The organism is Saccharothrix sp. NRRL B-16314, from assembly GCF_000716595.1.
GTDB lineage: Bacteria > Actinomycetota > Actinomycetes > Mycobacteriales > Pseudonocardiaceae > Actinosynnema.
Genome location: NZ_JNXC01000001.1, coordinates 472,037 through 489,457, shown reverse-complemented (window position 1 = coordinate 489,457; position 17,421 = coordinate 472,037). Strand labels below are relative to the sequence as shown.

The 17,421-nt window shown below is 71.4% G+C and carries 18 protein-coding genes and 1 pseudogene; 16 read left to right on the top strand and 3 right to left on the bottom strand.

Translation table 11 applies throughout. From position 1 onward, the window contains the following. Nucleotides 1-324: 324 nt before the first annotated feature. Complete coding sequence (locus OQ02_RS02320; RefSeq protein ID WP_033436466.1) at nt 325-1,431, bottom strand: glycerophosphodiester phosphodiesterase; 1,107 nt, start codon at nt 1,429-1,431, stop codon at nt 325-327. A gap of 124 nt (nt 1,432-1,555) precedes the next feature. Beyond that, nucleotides 1,556-3,109, bottom strand: coding sequence for a Na+/H+ antiporter (locus tag OQ02_RS02315; protein ID WP_033436465.1), 1,554 nt, complete (start codon nt 3,107-3,109; stop codon nt 1,556-1,558). A 28-nt stretch (nt 3,110-3,137) separates the two neighbouring features. Here OQ02_RS02315 and OQ02_RS02310 point away from each other — a divergent pair, with 28 nt between their 5' ends. The 13 genes and pseudogenes from OQ02_RS02310 (at nt 3,138) to OQ02_RS02250 (ending at nt 14,525) form a co-directional block, all read left to right on the top strand. Then, nucleotides 3,138-3,398 (top strand): UBP-type zinc finger domain-containing protein, encoded by a 261-nt coding sequence (locus tag OQ02_RS02310; RefSeq protein WP_051771771.1) that lies wholly within the window; start codon nt 3,138-3,140, stop codon nt 3,396-3,398. A gap of 99 nt (nt 3,399-3,497) precedes the next feature. After that, the gene (locus OQ02_RS02305) at nt 3,498-5,495 is read left to right on the top strand and encodes a TRAP transporter permease (protein ID WP_033436947.1); all 1,998 of its coding nucleotides are present in this window, start codon (nt 3,498-3,500) and stop codon (nt 5,493-5,495) included. Next, nucleotides 5,476-6,468, top strand: coding sequence for a TAXI family TRAP transporter solute-binding subunit (locus tag OQ02_RS02300; RefSeq protein WP_033436464.1), 993 nt, complete (start codon nt 5,476-5,478; stop codon nt 6,466-6,468). Before OQ02_RS02305 ends, OQ02_RS02300 begins: the two co-directional genes overlap by 20 nt. A gap of 28 nt (nt 6,469-6,496) precedes the next feature. Further along, nucleotides 6,497-7,753: a phosphoribosylamine--glycine ligase gene (purD, locus tag OQ02_RS02295; RefSeq protein WP_033436463.1), complete on the top strand. Its 1,257-nt coding sequence runs from the start codon at nt 6,497-6,499 to the stop codon at nt 7,751-7,753. 228 nt (nt 7,754-7,981) lie between these two features. Further along, nucleotides 7,982-8,398: a hypothetical protein gene (locus tag OQ02_RS44680; RefSeq protein WP_051771545.1), complete on the top strand. Its 417-nt coding sequence runs from the start codon at nt 7,982-7,984 to the stop codon at nt 8,396-8,398. Next, nucleotides 8,382-8,993: a DUF3558 domain-containing protein gene (locus OQ02_RS44675; protein ID WP_033436462.1), complete on the top strand. Its 612-nt coding sequence runs from the start codon at nt 8,382-8,384 to the stop codon at nt 8,991-8,993. Before OQ02_RS44680 ends, OQ02_RS44675 begins: the two co-directional genes overlap by 17 nt. A gap of 9 nt (nt 8,994-9,002) precedes the next feature. Beyond that, complete coding sequence (locus OQ02_RS02280; protein WP_033436461.1) at nt 9,003-10,286, top strand: PPE domain-containing protein; 1,284 nt, start codon at nt 9,003-9,005, stop codon at nt 10,284-10,286. Between the two features lies 1 nt (nt 10,287). Next, on the top strand, nt 10,288-11,055 hold the full coding sequence (locus OQ02_RS02275; protein WP_033436460.1) for an ESX secretion-associated protein EspG: 768 nt from the start codon (nt 10,288-10,290) through the stop codon (nt 11,053-11,055). A 104-nt stretch (nt 11,056-11,159) separates the two neighbouring features. Beyond that, a pseudogene (locus OQ02_RS47080) lies at nt 11,160-11,726 on the top strand (ESX secretion-associated protein EspG); the annotation flags it as partial. A 246-nt stretch (nt 11,727-11,972) separates the two neighbouring features. Continuing rightward, the gene (locus tag OQ02_RS45530; RefSeq protein WP_051771542.1) at nt 11,973-12,227 is read left to right on the top strand and encodes a hypothetical protein; all 255 of its coding nucleotides are present in this window, start codon (nt 11,973-11,975) and stop codon (nt 12,225-12,227) included. Nucleotides 12,228-12,303: 76 nt separating this feature from the next. Continuing rightward, complete coding sequence (locus tag OQ02_RS02260; protein ID WP_033436459.1) at nt 12,304-13,473, top strand: pyridoxal phosphate-dependent aminotransferase; 1,170 nt, start codon at nt 12,304-12,306, stop codon at nt 13,471-13,473. 67 nt (nt 13,474-13,540) lie between these two features. Beyond that, on the top strand, nt 13,541-13,714 hold the full coding sequence (locus OQ02_RS44670; RefSeq protein ID WP_033436458.1) for a hypothetical protein: 174 nt from the start codon (nt 13,541-13,543) through the stop codon (nt 13,712-13,714). A gap of 70 nt (nt 13,715-13,784) precedes the next feature. Beyond that, the gene (locus OQ02_RS02250; protein ID WP_033436457.1) at nt 13,785-14,525 is read left to right on the top strand and encodes a potassium channel family protein; all 741 of its coding nucleotides are present in this window, start codon (nt 13,785-13,787) and stop codon (nt 14,523-14,525) included. 4 nt (nt 14,526-14,529) lie between these two features. On the opposite strand, the gene OQ02_RS02245 is transcribed toward OQ02_RS02250, so the two are convergent. Continuing rightward, nucleotides 14,530-15,549 (bottom strand): threonine aldolase family protein, encoded by a 1,020-nt coding sequence (locus tag OQ02_RS02245; RefSeq protein WP_033436456.1) that lies wholly within the window; start codon nt 15,547-15,549, stop codon nt 14,530-14,532. A 153-nt stretch (nt 15,550-15,702) separates the two neighbouring features. Here OQ02_RS02245 and OQ02_RS02240 point away from each other — a divergent pair, with 153 nt between their 5' ends. The 3 genes from OQ02_RS02240 to OQ02_RS02230 all read left to right on the top strand — a co-directional run bounded on the left by OQ02_RS02240 (nt 15,703) and on the right by OQ02_RS02230 (nt 17,411). Next, nucleotides 15,703-16,221: a SigE family RNA polymerase sigma factor gene (locus OQ02_RS02240; RefSeq protein ID WP_033436455.1), complete on the top strand. Its 519-nt coding sequence runs from the start codon at nt 15,703-15,705 to the stop codon at nt 16,219-16,221. 14 nt (nt 16,222-16,235) lie between these two features. Then, complete coding sequence (locus tag OQ02_RS02235; RefSeq protein WP_033436454.1) at nt 16,236-16,991, top strand: hypothetical protein; 756 nt, start codon at nt 16,236-16,238, stop codon at nt 16,989-16,991. A 96-nt stretch (nt 16,992-17,087) separates the two neighbouring features. Further along, entirely contained in the window at nt 17,088-17,411 is a 324-nt protein-coding gene (locus tag OQ02_RS02230) for a DMT family transporter (protein ID WP_033436453.1), read from the top strand. Nucleotides 17,412-17,421 lie beyond the last annotated feature (10 nt).

Sequence of the window (17,421 nt, the reverse complement as noted above, 5' to 3'; positions counted from 1 at the left end):
AAGCAATCGGCGTCGGAGGCTTCTTCATCATCCGGGACGCGTTGACTTCTCCCTGTCGTGGATCACAACTCGGACCCGCCTGATCAGCGCGTCCTCGTTCCTCTGTCCGCTGGGAGAAAACCGTGTCGGTTTCCACAGCGGTGTTGCCACGCGTCCGAAGTCCATTGTTCCGGCGCGGAGCCGTTGGCGGGGACCTGCGCGGAGCCGTCGGCAGCGGCGCGAGAACGCGAAATGCTCCGGCAGTCTGTCGGTCGGGGGTCCTGATCACCGGGGGACGTCCGCAGTCGCGCGGGCGTCCCCCGGTGATCGTGGTGGAACCGCGGATCAGCCGTTGCGGGCTTCGACGGCGGTGTCGGGGTTGTCGGCGAACACGCCGTCCAGCCCGGCCGCGTAGAACTTCGCGTACTCGCCGAACGCGTTGCCGTACGCGGCCGGGTCGGTCGACGTGCGGAAGTCGGCCGGCAGGAACGTGTTCTCGTTGCGGAACGTCCAGGCGTGCACGACCAGGCCCTGCGCGTGGGCGTCGCGGACGAGGGTGGTGGGCTGCTGGAGGTAGCCCGCCGCGTCACGGGGGATGACCAGGTCCTTCGCCGCGCCGACGCCGGACGCGTACGACCGGATCTCCCGCAGCCCCTCGACCGTCACCAGGTCGCGGTAGGTGCGCTTGTCGCCGGCCTTGACGAAGTCGTACGGCGCGCCCGACGAGTTGACCAGCTGCACCAGCGGCACCCGCAGCTTCGACTTGAGCTGCTTGAGGTTCGCCACCTCGAACGACTGCACGAACACCTTCGCGTTGGGCCGGTTGAGGCCCTTCCGGGTCAGCACGTCGACCAGGCGCTGCTCCAGCGGGAGCCCGATCTCCTGGAAGTACGTCGGGTGCTTGGTCTCCGGGTAGACGCCGATGTCACGCCCCAGCTCGCGGGACAGCCGGCGGGACAGGTCGACGACCTCCTCCAGCGTCGGCACCTCGAACCGGCCGTCGTAGAGCGTGTTGCGCGGCCGGGTCTGCGGGATGCGCTCCTTGGCCCGCAGGGTCTTCAGCTCGGCGAGCGTGAAGTCCTCGGTGAACCAGCCGGTGATCGGCGCGCCGTCGATGACCTTGGTGGCCTTGCGCGCGGCGAACTCCGGGTGCGCCGCCACGTCCGTGGTGCCGCCGATCTCGTTCTCGTGCCGCGCGACCAGCTCGCCGTCCTTGGTGACGACCAGGTCGGGCTCGACGTAGTCGGCGCCCATCCGCGCCGCCAGCTCGTACGCGGCCAGCGTGTGCTCGGGCCGGTACCCCGACGCGCCGCGGTGGCCGATCACCAGCGGGCCCTTGCGGGACGACGCCACGTCGGCGTCACCGCTCGCCGAAGCCGAGGGCAGCACCACCGCCGCCGCCGCCATCGCGAGCGCCGCGAGCACTGCCCCGACGATCTTCGTCCGCACCATCGACGACCTCCTCAGAGATTCCTGAACGCGCGGCAGCCTCGTCGCGCACCGCGACGTCCTGGTCACCGTAGGACGAAGCGCAGGCCACGTCACGGTGAACGAGTGGGGGCCGAAGTCCCGACCGTCACTCCCTGGATATGGCCGCTTCCTCCAGGTCGAGTTCGCGCAGGACCCGGTACAGCACCTCGTCGTCGATCTGCCCGTCGTCGCGGGCCTGGACGAACACCTTGCGCTCGGCCTCCAGCATCGTGCGGCGCAACCGCCGGTACGACGCGGCCGGGCTCTCGTCCTCCTGCCGGCCCAGCCGCTCCCACGCCGCGTTGCCCCGGTGCTCGGCCATGATCCGCAGCCGGTCCACGATGTGCTCCGGCGTGCCGCCCTCGCCGGCCATCACCTCGTCCAGGGTCCGCACCGCGGCCTGCGCGGCGGCGTGCTGCACCTGCGCCTCGGCCAGCGCGTCCGCCCGCTCCTCGTCGCCCCGGAACCCCAGCCGGCGGATCACGAGCGGCAGTGAGAGGCCCTGGATCAGCAGCGTGCCGACGGTGACCACGAACGCGCAGAACACGATCACGTCCCGACCGGGCAGGTCGAGCGGCAGCGCGCTCGCCGCGGCCAGCGACACCACGCCCCGCATCCCGGCCCACGACAGCACGGTCACGCCACGCCACCCCGGCGCCCGCTCGCGTTCCCTGATCCGCTTCGACAGCAGCCGCGGCAGGTACGCCGCCGGGTACATCCACACGAACCGCACGAGGATCGTCGCCGCCAGCACGGCCGCCGCCGCCCACAACAGCCCGGCGGTGATGTCCACGTCGCGCACCACGTTCTTCAGCTGCAAGCCGATCAGCGCGAACACGAACGACTCCAGCATCACGTCCACCGCCCGCCACACCGCCGTGTCCTGCAGGCGCGTGTAGTACGAGCTGCGCGGGGCGTGGTGCCCGATGTAGAGGCCGGCGACGACGACCGCGAGCACACCGGAGGCGTGGAACTCCTCGGCGAAGATGTACGCGCCGAACGGGACGAGCATCCCGAGCGCGCTCTCCGTCACGCCGTCGTCGAGCCGGTCCCGGACCCACCGCACGCCGAAGCCGATCACCAACCCGACCAGCACGCCACCGCCCGCGCTGATCACGAACGTGCGGGTGCCGTCGAACCAGGTGGCGGTGGCGCCCGCCGCGGCGGCCACGGCGACCTTGTACGCGGTCAGCGCGGTCGCGTCGTTGATCAGGCTCTCGCCGGTGAGCAGCGTCATCGTCCGGCGCGGCAGGTTGAGCCGCCGCCCGATCGCGACCGCCGCGACCGCGTCCGGCGGCGCCACCACCGCGCCCAGCACCAGGGCCGCCGGGATGGACAGGTCGGGCAGGACCAGGTGCGCCACCCAGCCCACGCCGAGCGTGGTGGCCAGCACCAGGCCGACCGCGAGCAGGCCGATCGGCCTCAGGTTCGCCCGGAAGTTGTGGAACGAGCTGTCCAGCGCCGCCGAGTAGAGCAGCGGAGGCAGCACCAGGATCAGCACCAGCTCGGGGTCGAGGGCGAACTCGGGCAGGCCGGGGATGAACGACACCGCCAGCCCGACGCCCACCAGCACCAGCGGCGCCGACCAGTTGAGGCGCTTGGCCCCGGCACCGACGAGCAGCGCGCCCACGAGCAACAGGAGCAGTTCCGGTCCGTGCATGCCGCAATCTTGCGTGATGATGGCCGGCATGACCTGTCCTCACGTGTCAGACCTGCCGCCGTCGGTCGACCCGGACGACCCCGAGGGCTGCGCGGACTGCCTCGCCGCGGGCGAGCGCAACTGGGCACACCTGCGGATCTGCCTCGGCTGCGGGCACGTGGCGTGCTGCGACTCCAGCCCGCGCCGGCACGCGACCGCGCACTTCTCCGCGTCCGGCCACCCCGTGATGCGGTCGTTCGAGCCGGGCGAGGACTGGCGCTGGTGCTACGTGGACTCACGGGTCGTCTGAACGTCTTTACAGTCCCTTTAGACGGTCGGTCTATGGCTGTGAGTCGCGACACAAGTAGCTTCGGGAGCGCTTGATCCAGCGCGACACGAAGGGGTGCGCGTGGCGACCAAACCACAGGTCGAAGTCGATGAACTGCTCGCCGAGCTGGACGAGGAGCGCCCGTCGCGCGCCTTGTCCCACCGGTGGGAGCTGGGCGTGTGGGTGGCGGGCTTCGCCATCGCGCTGCTCGTGCTCAAGCAGGTGTTCTGGCCGTTCAGCAAGGGCAGCCAGTACTACCTGGTGATCTTCCTGGCGGTCACGCTGCCGCTGGTCTTCCTCTGCTACCGGCCGCGCGGCCGGCGCGGCGAGGGCGACGACCCCGGTGTCGTGGACTGGGTGGCGGCGGCCCTCGCGTTCGTGGTGGGCGCCTACCCGCTGTTCGGCGGGTTCGACGCGTTCCTCGACCGGCAGGGGCAGCTGACCACGCTGGACGTGGTCGCCGGGTCGGTGCTGCTGGTGCTGATCCTGGAGGCGTGCCGGCGGACCACCGGCTGGGTGCTGCCGATCGTCTGCCTCGCGTTCATCGCGTTCGCGTACTACGGCGGGTTCCTGCCGCCGTCCTGGGCGATCTCGCACGCGGGCGTCGACTTCAGCCAGATCATCAGCGGCTTCTACAACGCCGCCACCGGGTTCTACGGGACACCGCTGGACGTCGCCGCCACCTACATCGTGCTGTTCACCATCTACGGCTCGGTGCTGAACGCGTCCGGCGCGGGTGCGTTCTTCGTGGACATCAGCTTCTCCGCGTTCCGCAAGTCCCGGACCGCGCCCGGTCGCACCGCCGCCACCGCCGGTTTCCTGCTCGGCACCGTGTCCGGCTCCGGCACCGCGACGACCGTGTCGCTGGGCGCGGTGACGTGGCCGATGCTGAAGAAGGCCGGCTACCCCAAGGAGAGCGCCGGCGGGCTGCTCGCCGCCTCCGGCATCGGGGCGATCCTGTCGCCGCCGACCCTGGGCGCGGCGGCGTTCATCATCGCCGAGTTCCTGGAGACGTCGTACCTCCAGGTGCTGATCTGGGCGATCCTGCCGACCCTGCTCTACTACCTGGGCATCGCGCTGGCCGTGGAGATCGACGCGCGGAAGTTCGGCGCCAAGCCGGTGGACATCGACTCGCCGAGCCCGTGGACGCTGCTCAAGCGCGGCGGGTACCACTTCCTGTCGCTCGCGGTGATCGTCGTGTTCCTCGCGCTGGACATCCCGGTGTTCTCGGCCGTCGTCTACGCGACGGGTGTGGCCGCGCTGTTCGCGCTGATCGCCAAGCGCGGGAACGTGCGGGAGTGGCTGCGGGCGATGGCGGACTCGCTGTCGGCGGGCGTGCGGTCGGCGTTGCCGGTGATCGCGGTGTGCGCGGCGGCGGGCGTCATCACGTCCACCATCACCAGGACCGGTCTCGGCCAGGAGCTGGCGTCGGCGCTGGTAAACCTCGCCGCCGCGATCTCGTCCGACCCGACCGTGGTCCTGTTCGTCACGGTGGTGCTGGCGGCGATCGCGGTGAGCCTGCTCGGGCTGGCCGTGCCGGTCACGGCGTCGTTCATCATCTCGTGGGTCATCATCGGGCCCGCGTTGATCGAGCTGGGCGTGGCGCGCGAGGAAGCGGCCATGTTCATCTTCTACTACGCGGTGTTGTCCGAGGTCACGCCGCCGACCGCGCTCGCCGCCGTGGCCGCCGCGGCCATCACCGGCGGCGACGTGATGAAGACGATGTGGCGGACGTGGAAGTACACGCTGCCCGCGTTCCTCGTGCCGCTGGCGTTCGTGCTGACCGACAACGGCGCCGGCCTGTTGCTCCGGACGTCGCTGGTCGACGCCCTGTGGGTGTTCGCGGTCTCCGCGCTGGGGGTGGCGGCGCTGGCCGTGGTCACCGGCGGGTGGCTGTTCCGCCGTGCCCGGTGGCCGGAGCGGGTGCTGTGCGCGCCCGCCGCCGTGGCCCTGCTCTACCTGCAACCCGTCACCATCGCCGTCGGCCTGGGCTTCCTCCTGGCCGCGGTCGCGGTGCACCTCGTCCTACCGAAGATCGTCAAACCGGGAAAGGAACAGCATGCGCAGCTGGACGCTTAAGGCCGCCGTAGGCGTGCTCTCGGTCGGCCTGCTCGCCGCCGGGTGCGGCGGCAAGCAGACACCCGCCGCGAGCAACGGCGACGCCGGCGGACCCGCCTGCGAGGCGGCGGACGGCCGGATCACCATCGCGACCGGCAACTCCGGCGGCGTGTACTACGTCGTCGGCGGCGGGTTGGCGAAGCTGATCAGCGACAACACCAAGCTCAAGGCCACCGCCGCGGAGACCGGCGCGTCCGTGCAGAACATCCAGCAGCTGGTCGCGGGCGACTACGACATGGCGTTCTCGCTGGCCGACACGGCGGCGGACGCGGTCGCGGGCAAGGGCGCGTTCGACGGCAAGCCGCAGAAGGTGCAGGCGCTGACCCGGCTCTACCCGAACTACACGCAGGTCCTCGTGCGGACCGACGCCGGGATCAACTCGGTGGCCGACATGCGCGGCAAGCGGATCTCCACCGGATCGCCCAAGTCCGGCACCGAGGTGATCGCCAACCGGCTGCTGACCGCGGCCGGGCTGAACCCGGAGACCGACGTCCAGGCGCAGCGGCTCGACCTGGCCAAGACCGCGGACGGGATGAAGGACGGCAGCATCGACGGGCTCGTGTGGTCCGGCGGCCTGCCCACCGCGCAGATCACCGACATCACCACGTCGTTGAAGGACAAGGTCAAGTTCATCGACATCACGCCGCAGCTCGACGCGTTGAAGAAGGTCAACGAGGTGTACGACCGGGGCACCATCCCGGCGACGACCTACGGGCAGCCCGAGGGCGTGGCGACGGTGGTCGTGCCGAACGTCCTGCTCGTCCGGGCGGACTTCCCGGAGGCCAACGCGTGCGCCGTCACCAAGCTCATCTACGCGAAGAAGGCGGAGCTGGAAGCGGTGCACCCGGCGGCCAAGGACATCCGCGAGGAGAAGGCCGGGATGACCGACCCGGTGCCGCTGCACCCCGGCTCGCTGGACGCACTGGGCGGATGACCGGTCGGGTCATCTAGGCTTCCGCACCGTGCGTGTCCTGGTCATCGGGTCTGGCGCCCGTGAACATGCCCTTGTCCTCGCTTTGTCGCGGGATCCTTCGGTGATCGCGTTGGCCTGCGCGCCGGGCAACGCCGGCATCGCCGGTGTCGCCGAGACGTACGGCGTCGACGTCACCGACGGGGCCGCCGTCGCGGCGCTGGCCAAGGAGTGGAACGCCGACCTGGTCGTGGTCGGGCCGGAGCAGCCCCTGGTGGCGGGTGCGGCGGACGCCGTGCGCGCCATCGGGATCCCCTGCTTCGGCCCGTCGGCCCCGGCGGCCCGGATCGAGGGGTCCAAGGCGTTCGCGAAGGACGTCATGACCGCCGCGGGCGTGCCGACGGCGACGTCCGAGGTGGTGGACAACCCGGCGCGGCTCGACTCGGCGCTGAACCGCTTCGGCCCGACGTGGGTCGTGAAGGACGACGGCCTGGCCGCGGGCAAGGGCGTGGTGGTCACGACCGACCGCGCCGTGGCCCGCGCGCACGCCATGACGCTGCTCGACCACGGTCACCCGGTGCTGCTGGAGTCGTTCCTGGACGGGCCGGAGGTGTCGCTGTTCTGCCTGGTGGACGGCGCCACCGTGGTCCCGCTGCTGCCCGCGCAGGACTTCAAGCGCGTCGGTGACGGCGACTCGGGCCCCAACACCGGCGGCATGGGCGCCTACAGCCCGTTGCCGTGGGCTTCACCTGATCTGGTGGACACCATCGTGTCGACCTGCGTGCAGCCGGTCGTGGACGAACTGGCGCGCCGCGACACCCCGTTCACCGGCCTGCTGTACGCGGGCCTGGCGCTGACCACCACCGGTCCGCAGGTCATCGAGTTCAACTGCCGGTTCGGCGACCCGGAGACCCAGGCCGTGCTGGCCCTGCTCCGGACGCCCCTGGCCGGCCTCTTCCACGCCGCGTCGACCGGTGCCCTCGGCGCCGCGCCCGCGCTGGACTGGGCCGAGGGCTACGCGGTGACGGTCGTGGTCGCCGCCGAGGGCTACCCGGGCCGTCCCCGCACGGGTGACGTGGTGACCGGCGCGGAGGCGGAAGGCGTGCTGCACGCCGGCACCCGTCGTCGCGAGGACGGCGCCGTCGTGTCCACCGGTGGTCGGGTCCTGTCGGTCGTCGGCACCGGCGCGACGCTGACCGACGCCCGCGCCGACGCCTACCGCCGGCTGGCGGGCGTCCACCTGACCGGCTCGCACCACCGCACCGACATCGCGTTGCGCGCGGCCAACGGCGAGATCGACGTTCCCTAGAACCCGCACGGCTCGGCGGTGATCCCGCCTGCGGCACCGCGACGGTCTTCCCGGTGGCGCAGGCGGGTCACGCGCCCGGCGGGAACCGTCGCGGAGGTTTCTTCGTCCAACCTCAGACCTGGTTCACGTGGTCGTTGGTAGCCTCGGACCGGGATCGAGCCGTTACCGACCGTACGGGGGTAGGACGTCGTGGAACAGGAGAGCGGCCTACTGGGAGCCGTCGCCGCCGTGGGGGGGACCATCGGCAAGGCGGTCGGCGACATGTTCGCGGCGGAGGAGCGACTGGGCCGGACGATGGCCTCCGGTCCCGGCTCCGGGCAGAAGTTCGAAGTCTCCAAGGAGACGGTGCTCCAGGCCGGCGCGATCATCAACGACCAGATCGACGCGCTGCGCAAGAGCTACCGCACGGCCCTTCGCGATCTCCGGGTACCGCCCGAAGGGCTCGACGACCTCAACAAGGACATCGCCGCGGCGTGGAACGACCGCCTGGTCGGGCGTGACGATTCGTACGCACCTCGCGTGGAGCAGTACATCGACAGCCTCATGGGTCTCGTCGAGCAGCTCCGCGGTGCCGCCAAGCAGTACGGCCACACCGAGGAAGAAGTCGAGGCGGCAATGGGGGCAGCGAGTGCGTCGCGGCAGTAAGGCCCTGATCACGACGATCGCCGCGGTGACGGTGCTGGCCGGTTGCACGGCCACGAACACCCCCGGCGATCCGCGCCCGCAGTCGACGGCCACCGCCGTTGCGCCGACTTCCGGCTCAGCCGAACCCACCGTTGACTTCCCGCCCAGGCCGGCGGAGATCGAGCTCGGTGGGATCAGCGACGCCTGCACGGCGTTGACCAAGGACCAGCAGCAGCAGTTGAAGATCGACGAGGCGATCAGCGAGCCGCAGGACGTGATCAAGGGCAAGGACTCGCCCGGCTGCAGCTTCCAGGCCAATTCGCGACCGCTGTTCAGCTACGAGGTCGCACTGGTCGCCGACGAGGGCGTGGACTACTGGGAGGACGGCGGCAACCTCGACGTCGTCCAGAAGTCCGTTGCCGGGTTCGGCGCGTACCAGATCACCCTCACCGGCACGACCACGGCTGACTGCGCGCTCGCGGTGGACGTGGCGGACGGGCAGCAGCTGTTCGTCTCCTTCCTGCCGATCGGCGACGGCTTCACCCAGGACCAGATGTGCCAGAACGCCGCCAAGGGCGCGGAACTGGCGCTGACGACACTGCGAACTCTGAAGTAAGGGGGAGGTATGGGCGGCTACCGACAGATCACCGACCACCGCTTCGAGGGGTACTCCAACGTCGGGTTGGCGGACCTGGTCACGCAATTCCAGACGAGTGACGCGGCGCAGAAGTTCAGCGACGCGTCGCACGCGCTGCGCCAGTTGGCCGCGAGCCTGGACGAGACCGACCAGACGTTGCGGACCGAGCTGAAGAAGCTCGGCATCGACTGGCAGGGCGCGGCCGGTGACAACGCCGGCGAGGCGGTCACCGTGTCGGCCGACGTGGCCACCGCCGGCACCGATGCGGCCCAGCAGAACTCGCAGGCGACGGCGGTCCAGGGTGCCACCTACAGCCACACCCGGAACGGGATGCCCGAGCCGGAGAAGTTGCGCGGTGACACGGACACCAACGTCGTGGACGACGTCGGCGGGTTCTTCGGGTACGAGACCGATCACGCCAAGGAGGTCAAGGCGACGGAGGCCGCGCGCGAGCAGGCGATCCGCGGGCTCGACCAGTACACCGATGCCAGCCGTGACGCGCTCGACCAGTACCAGGGCATGAACAAGCCGCCGCAGTTCGAGGTGACGACGGCTTCCAGCGTCAGCACGCCGGTCGCCCCCGTGGTCCAGCCCGGTGGCGGGGTGCCGGTGATCACCGGCGGCGTGCCCGGCGGGTTGCCGGCCGGCAACCCGGGGTACACGCCCGGTGTCCCGGTCGGTCCGACGCCGCAGTTGCCCGGTCAGCTGCCCGGCGGTTCCACCGGCACCCTGCCCGGTCCGACGGGTGTCCAGCCGGTCGTGCCGCCCACCGCGCTGGGCAAGGCCGTTCCGTCCAACCTCGGGTTGGGCTTGGGGCTCGGCCTGACCGCCGGGTTGGGCCTCGGCCTCGCGGCCACCCAGGCCCGTGGGCCGCGGTTGGTGCGCAACCCGTCCACGGCTGGGCCCGCGGGTGGCAAGGCGCCCGACGGTCCTGGCGGCGGCAAGGGCACCGGCGGCGGTACCGGCGGCGCCGGCGGCAAGGGTGGCGTTCCGGTGGCTCCCGGCGCGCTGACCGGCAAGCCCGGGATCTCCGCGACGATCGGCGCCATCGACCCCGACGAGCGCCTGCACGGCCGCGGCGGTGCTGGTGCCGCGGCGGGCAAGGCCGGTGCCGGCGCGTCGATGATGCAGCCCGCCGCGACCGCCAAGGGCGGGCCCGGCGAGGAGGACGGCGAGCACGTCCGCAAGTACGGCGTCGACTCCGACGACGTGTTCGGCGACGAGCGGATGGTCGTGCAGTCGGTCATCGGCGACGAGCACGAGAAGAAGTGAAGTGAGCGGCACGGTTGTCCTGTCCACGCTGGAGTTCGACGTCGCGTGGGAGGGGGAACGGCTCGCCCGGCGCAACGTCGCGCTGAACGTGCCGAGCCCCGGCATCACGCACACCGAGCGGGCCGTGCTGGTCGACCAGGCCTGGCACTCGCTCGCCGCGCGCGGGTTGGCGGAGAACCGGCGGCTGACGCCCGAGCTGGCCGACGCGTTCGCGCTGCTGGCCAACCCGCAGGTGTCGATCGACCTCTGGATCTGGGTCGACCGCCGCAAGATCAAAGGTCTTGCGGCGGCGGCCGGTGACGAGGGCATGCTCGCCGTGGTGGACGGTGACGAGGTGTGGCTGATCGAGTCGCGCGCCAGTGCGTTGGCCGAGGCGGCGGTGTCGGTGGCCGGTGACATGCCCGCCGGTCACGGCCGGTCCATCAGCCTGCCGAACGACATGCTGCGCACGGCGTCCGACGAGGCCGGTCGTGACGCCGAGAAACTGGTCCTCGCGTTGGAGCGGCACGGGTTGCCGTTGCACGAGGCGCAGGAGTTGGCCGGCATGTGCGACGGGATGGGCACCCGCGGCCAGTTCGGGGTCGAACGCGCCCAGCGCGGTGGGCCGCCCGTGCGCGCCGGCCGGGTGGTCGCGTGGCACGACACCCCGTCCGGTCGGTACCTGCACCAGGTGCGGCCCAGTTCGGACGGTCGCAGTTGGAGCACGATCACTCCGATCGACAACGCCCGGCTTGCAGGGTGCGTGTGGGAGTTGCTGCAAGAAGTTTGAGTTCCCCGGCAGATACGGAACCCGGGCGTCCTCCAGTACGTCTGTTCCGGTGCGGGCCTGGGGGGCCGGGAGCAACGCCCGCTGTCGTCCGGGAGTGACGTCTGGTGACCGAAGCGACCCTCAGCGCAACCGCGTTCCGCACCGCCTGGGAACACCTGGACCTCGGTGCCATGCCGATCGTCCTGCACGTCCAGGACGATCCGGCGCCGTGGAGCCACCTGACTGAGCTGGGACTGGCTCGCGGCGGTGAACTGGACCCGTGGCTGGGCGCGGTGTTCAAGCTCCTCGCCGGCCCGCCGCGCTCCGCCGACCTGCGGCTGGGCATCGGCAGATCGGCCGTACGAGCACTGGCCGCGTCGGTAGACAACACCGCGCTCGCCCCAGGCTCACCGACCGCCCGTGCCGTGACTGTTGGCGGCGCAAGGGCTGGCACCGCCGGACCGGTTGGCGGCAGCGGGTCAGCCAACACCGCGACGGCTTGGAGTGCCGGGTCGGGCACCGCCGGGTCGGTAGGTGGCGGAGGGTCGGCCAACGCCGCGTCAGTCGGCAGCGCCAGGTCCCTCATCGCAGGGTCGGTGAGCGGCAGCGGGTCTGCCAACGCCGGGTCTGCCAACGCCGGGTCTGCCAACGCCGGGTCTGCCAACGCCGGGTCGGCCAACGCCGGGTCGGCCAACACCGGGTCTGCAGGCCGTGCCGGGTCGGCCACCGCCGGATCGGTTGGCGTCAGCGGGTCTGCCATCGCCGGGTCTGGCACCGCCGGGTCGGTGGGTGGCGCCGGGTCCCTCATCGCAGGGCTGGTGGGCGGCAGCGGGTCTGCCAACGCCGGGTCTGCTGGGAGTGCTGAGGGTGGCACCGCCGGGTCAGCGGTCGGCAGTGGGTCGGGCGTCGGCAGGGCGGCTGGGGGTGGTGGGTCGCTGTTGGCGGTGCTCACCCGGGACGTCCTCACCGTGTGCGAAGTGGACGGCGACCTCGCCACGGCACTGGTCGGGCTGCTCCCGCGCCTGCCGGACGGCCGGGTCGGTGCGCCTGACCTCCGCGGCCAGTTCGGTGCCGCCGCGATCGACCGGAGTGGACGGCGGACGCGGGCGTCGGACGTGGTCGGCTTTCACGGTCCCACCGATCCCGACGTGCTCCGGGCGCGGGTCACCGCGCTGCTCGATCACCTCCTCTGAGGACGGTCCGCGTAGGACGGACGGGTTCGGGTGCGGGCGGCCGTCGGCCGGGACGGGGTCCATTAGCCTGACCGGCATGCTGAGTGTTTCCGGGCGGGCGGATGTGCCTCCGTTCCACGTCATGGAGGTGTTGTCCGCTGCGGCGCGGCGGCAGCGGACGGTGGGGGACGTGGTGTCGCTGGCGGCCGGTCAGCCGTCCAGCCCCGCACCCGCGCCCGTGCTGGAGGCCGCTCAGCGTGCCCTGAGGGAGCAGACCCTCGGGTACACCGAGCAGCTCGGGATCGTGGAGCTGCGCGAAGCCCTGGCGGGCCACTACTTCCGGCAGTACGGCCTGGAGATCTCGGCCGACGACGTCGTGGTGACGACCGGGTCGTCCGGGGCGTTCCTGCTGGGCTTCCTCGCTTCTTTCGAGGCCGGTGACCGGGTCGCGCTGGCCCGGCCCGGCTACCCGGCCTACCGCAACATCCTGCGGGCGTTGGGGTGTGAGGTGGTCGAACTGCCCTGCGGGCCGGAGACGCGCTTCCAGCCGACCGTGGCGATGTTGGACGACCTCGCGCGCGACACCGGGCCGCTGGACGGGCTGGTGGTGGCCAGTCCGGCCAACCCGACGGGCACGGTGCTGGCGCCGGACGAGCTGGCCGGGTTGGCCGGCTGGTGCACCGAGCACGGCGTCCGGTTGGTCAGCGACGAGATCTACCACGGCATCAGCTACGGCACGCCGCTCGCATGCGCCTGGGAGACCTCCTCCCGGGATTCCATCGTGGTCAACTCCTTCTCCAAGACGTTCGCGATGACCGGCTGGCGGTTGGGGTGGATGGTGCTCCCGGCCGACCTGCGCCGGGCGGTGGACCGGTTGACGGGCAACTTCACGCTCTGCCCGCCCGCCCTGGCCCAGCACGCGGCCGTCGCCGCGTTCGAGCCCGAGTCGTACGCGCAGACCGAACGCCTGGTCGAGGGGTACCGCCTCAACCGGGACGTGCTGCTCAAGGGCCTGGCCGACCTCGGCATCGACAAGGTCGCCCCCGCCGACGGCGCCTTCTACGCCTACGCCGACGTCTCGCACCTCACCGACGACTCGATGGACTTCTGCCGCCGCCTGCTGGACGACACCGGGGTCGCGATCGTGCCGGGCATCGACTTCGACCCGGTGCGCGGGCACGAGTACGTCCGGATGTCCTTCGCCGGCGCGGCTCACGACATCGAGGAGGCGCTGCGGCGGCTGGGGCCTTGGTTGTCGTCATCATGATGACTGTTGTACCCGTGATCGGCGGGGTCGGGGGGAACTGATCACGGATGCCACACGTTCGGGTGGCATGGTGCGAATAATCCTGTGGCTGCTCGCGGCGTGGCTCGTGATCACCGTGCTCGGCGCCGTCATCGAAGGCGTCTTCTGGCTCGCCATCGTCGGTGGCGTGCTGTTCCTCGGCACCGCCGCGTACGGCGCCATCAAGAGCGGCAAGCGCCCGAAGGGCATCAAAGGGCCCTGACGAGGCCTGATCGGGCCGGGATTTCCGCCCGGAGGTGGTAAATCGCCGACCGGGGACGCACCATGGGTCGGTGTTCGAGACCGATGACCGCCGCCTCGCCCGGTGGGAGCAGCGCGCCGAGTGGCCGCTGACCGCCCTAGCCGTCGTCTTCCTGCTCGTCTACGGCTGGCAGGTCCTCGACAACCGCGCGACCGCCGGCCTGCACGAGGTGCTGGAGGTCGTCCTCTGGCTGGTCTGGCTGGTGTTCGCGGTGGACTTCGCCGTCCGCCTGAAGCTCGCCGTCGACAAGCGGAAGTTCCTCGTCACCCACTGGTTCGACCTGCTCGCGGTGCTGTTGCCGATGGTCCGCCAGCTGCGGGTGCTGCGGCTGATCAGCGTCCTCAAGGTGCTCAACCGCCGGTTCTCGGGCAACTTCCGGAAACGCGTCGGCGTCTACGCCGCGGGCATCACCTTCCTGGTCGGCCTGTGCGCCTCCCTGGCCGTGCTGGACGCGGAGCGCAACCACCCGGACGCCACCATCACCACGTTCGGCGACGCCGCCTGGTGGACGCTCACGACGATCTCCACCGTCGGTTACGGCGACCGCTACCCCGTCACCTGGGAGGGGCGACTGGTCGCCGCACTGCTCATGGTCGGCGGCATCGCCCTGCTGGGTGTCATCACCGGCACGATCGCGTCCTGGCTGGTCGAGCGGATGAGCGGCGTGGAGGACTCGCTGGCCGACGCCGAGCAGGCCACGCTGGCCGAGCTCCGCCTGGTCCGGGCGGAGCTGGCCGAACTGCGCGAGGAGCTGCGGTCGGCGAAGACCTGAGGTCTCAGCTCGCCGACGCGATCCGCCGCAGGGCTTCCGCCACGTCCTCCGCCCGCAAGTCCCGGTGCAGCACGAACCGCACCTTGCCCGCCATCGGCCCGGCGTACACGCCCAGGTGGCGCAGCCCGGTCAACGTCACCTCCAGGTCCGGCACGCCGGCCAGCACGATGTTCGTCTCCGGCGGATCCACCTGCCAGCCCAGCTCCACCAGCCCCTGCGCCAGCGCGCGGGCGTTCACGTGGTCCTGCGCCAGGTCGTCGATCCGGTCGAGCCCCATCAGGCCCGCGGCGGCCAGCACACCGCCCTGCCGGACGCCGCCGCCGAGCATCTTCCGCACCCGCCGCGCCTCAACCACGAACGACGACGACCCGGCCACGACCGACCCGACCGGCGCGCCGAGCCCCTTGGACAGGCACACCTGCACCGTGTCGACGCCGACCGTCAGCGCCGCGGGTGGCAGGCCCAACGCCACGGCCGCGTTCCACAGCCGGGCGCCGTCCAGGTGGACCCGCAGCCCGGTCTCCCGCGCCGCCGACACCAGCAGGGCGTGCTCGTCGGGCTGCGTCACCGCCCCACCGGACGCGTTGTGCGTGTTCTCCAGGCACAAGAGCGTCGTGCGCAGCGTGTAGTACGGCCCGGACGTGCCCGCCGCCGCGCGCACCGCGTCCGGAGACGCCCGGCCGGGCCCGGCGTCGCACTCCAGCGGATGGGGCATGCCGCCCGCGATCCACGCGGCCGTGCCGAGTTCGTTGTCGAGCACGTGCGCCCCGCGAGGCGCCAGGAACCGGTCACCGGGACGCAGGTGCACGGTCAACGCGATGAGGTTGCCCATCGACCCCGACGGCACCCACAGGGCGGCTTCCACGCCCAACAGGTCCGCGACGCGCTCTTCGAGCAGCTTCATGGTGGGGTCGTGGTCGAGGACGTCGTCGGCGACGTCGGCCGCCGACATGGCGAGTCTCATGGCCTCGTCCGGCCGGGTGACGGTGTCGGAGCGGAAGTCGAGCGGTGCGAGCTGGGTCACGAATGGATCACATCACACCGGGCAAGCCCTGACCCGGTCGTGCCGGCGGTACCACGATGGGGGGTGACCCAAGTCTCCGGAAACGGGCGTGCAACCGTAAGCGCCATCGGTTCCGTCCGGTAAGTGCAAGCACGACGAGCGGAGAGAGTCCGCGTGGATCAGCGCGACGAGCAGGAGTTCGCGGAGTATTTCGTGGCTCGCCGGGAGGCCGTGCGCCGAACGGCGTTCCTGCTCTGTGGTGACTGGCACCGGGCGGACGACCTCGCGCAGACCGCGTTCGTCGCGTTGCACCGCAGGTGGCGCAAGGTCCGGGACAAGCAGGCCCTGGACGCCTACGTCCGCCGGACCCTGGTGCGCGCGGTGATCGACGAGTCGCGGCGGCCGTGGCGGCGGGAGCGCTTCGTGGACGAGGTCCCGGAGACGCCCTCGGGTGACGGTGAGATCGGGGACGCGGTCGCGACGCGCGAGGCACTGGTCGCGGGTTTGCGGCGGGTGCCACCACGTCAGCGGGCGGTGCTCGTGCTCAGGTTCCTGGAGGGCCTGGACGTCGCGGCGGCGGCCGAGGCGTTGGGGTGCTCCGAGGGCACGGTGAAGAGCCAGACCTCACGGGGACTGGAAGCCCTGCGCGAGGCGCTGGGCGACACGATCGAAGACTTGCGGCCGGCGTCGTGAGCAGGAGGAGGTAGGTGGACGAGCAGAAGCTCACGGAGCTGTTCCGCGACGCGGCCAGTGAAGCGCCGCCCCCGTCCTTCGACGTGGACGGCGTGCGGTCGGCGTCGGCACGGGCGACCGCGAAGCGGCGGTCGGCGATCGCGCTCGGCTCCACCATGGGTCTCGTGCTGGTGCTCGGCGGCATCGTCGCCACGACGGACCTCGTGCGGTCGGACTCGGCCGGCGACACCGCGGCGGTGGGTTCCTATCAGGGCGCCTCGTCCCCTAACGTCTCACCTTTCACCGCCGCCGAACCGGAGATGGTGCCGAAGGACGCGTCACCGGACCGGAGTGGCGGGATTCCGCCCAAGAGCATCCCCGAAGACCCGTCTACGCAGGGGGACGAGCCATCGGGGAGTGCCGACCCGCGGGTCGGCAGCGCCCAACGCGGGTGCGTTGAGGTGGACCGGGAGCTCGCCGTCGCCCTCGCCGACGAGCTCTCGGTCGCCAACCCGTCGCAGGCGGCGCCGGCGAGCGCGAACTGCCCGGCCGGGGCGCGCGGAGCGAGTTTCCTGGTCCGTGACGGCGCGGTGTACGGCACCGTGTCGGTGGTGGTCGCGCCGCTCGGCACGATGGGCCTGGTGCCGGACCGCACCTTCGAGTTCGCGAGCGCGAAGACGTCCGACGGCGAGGAGTTGTACGTGCTCAGCCAGGCGGCCGAGGGTTCGTCGGACGAGCCGTTCGCGGCCAGGTTGCCGGCGTTGGCGGAACGGCTCGCGGCGGGTCGCTGAGCCGCCCCGGCTCGCGGAGAGCGGGATCACCACCCGTTCTGGTACGTGCGTACCACTAACTTGGTACGCTCGTGCCGGAAGTGGGAGGTGGTCCGCGTGGCGTGGATCGTGCTCGTCGTGTCCGGGGTGTTCGAGGCCGGGTGGGCGATCTCGCTGAAGCTGTCGGACGGCTTCAGCAGGCTGTGGTGGTCGGTGTCCTTCGTCGTGCTCGCGCTGATCAGCTTCGCGGGCCTGGCCTGGGCGATGAAGCAGCTGCCCGCCGGACCGGCGTACGCGGTGTGGACCGGGATCGGCGCGGCGCTCACCGCCGTGGTCGGCATGGTCTGGCTCGGCGACGGCGTCAGCACGCTCAAGCTCGTCTCGATCGCCCTCATCGTCAGCGGTGTCGTCGGCCTCAACCTGGCCGGCGGCAGCCACTAGTACCTTCCCT

Bases quoted from the DNA above. Each gene is read 5' to 3' on its own strand.
- OQ02_RS44670 (WP_033436458.1), top strand. From the start codon at position 13,541: ATGGTGCGAATAATCCTGTGGCTGCTCGCGGCGTGGCTCGTGATCACC.
- OQ02_RS02310 (WP_051771771.1), top strand. From the start codon at position 3,138: ATGACCTGTCCTCACGTGTCAGACCTGCCGCCGTCGGTCGACCCGGAC.
- OQ02_RS02320 (WP_033436466.1), bottom strand. From the start codon at position 1,431: ATGGTGCGGACGAAGATCGTCGGGGCAGTGCTCGCGGCGCTCGCGATG.
- OQ02_RS02315 (WP_033436465.1), bottom strand. From the start codon at position 3,109: ATGCACGGACCGGAACTGCTCCTGTTGCTCGTGGGCGCGCTGCTCGTC.
- OQ02_RS02280 (WP_033436461.1), top strand. From the start codon at position 9,003: ATGGGCGGCTACCGACAGATCACCGACCACCGCTTCGAGGGGTACTCC.
- OQ02_RS02300 (WP_033436464.1), top strand. From the start codon at position 5,476: ATGCGCAGCTGGACGCTTAAGGCCGCCGTAGGCGTGCTCTCGGTCGGC.
- OQ02_RS02260 (WP_033436459.1), top strand. From the start codon at position 12,304: ATGCTGAGTGTTTCCGGGCGGGCGGATGTGCCTCCGTTCCACGTCATG.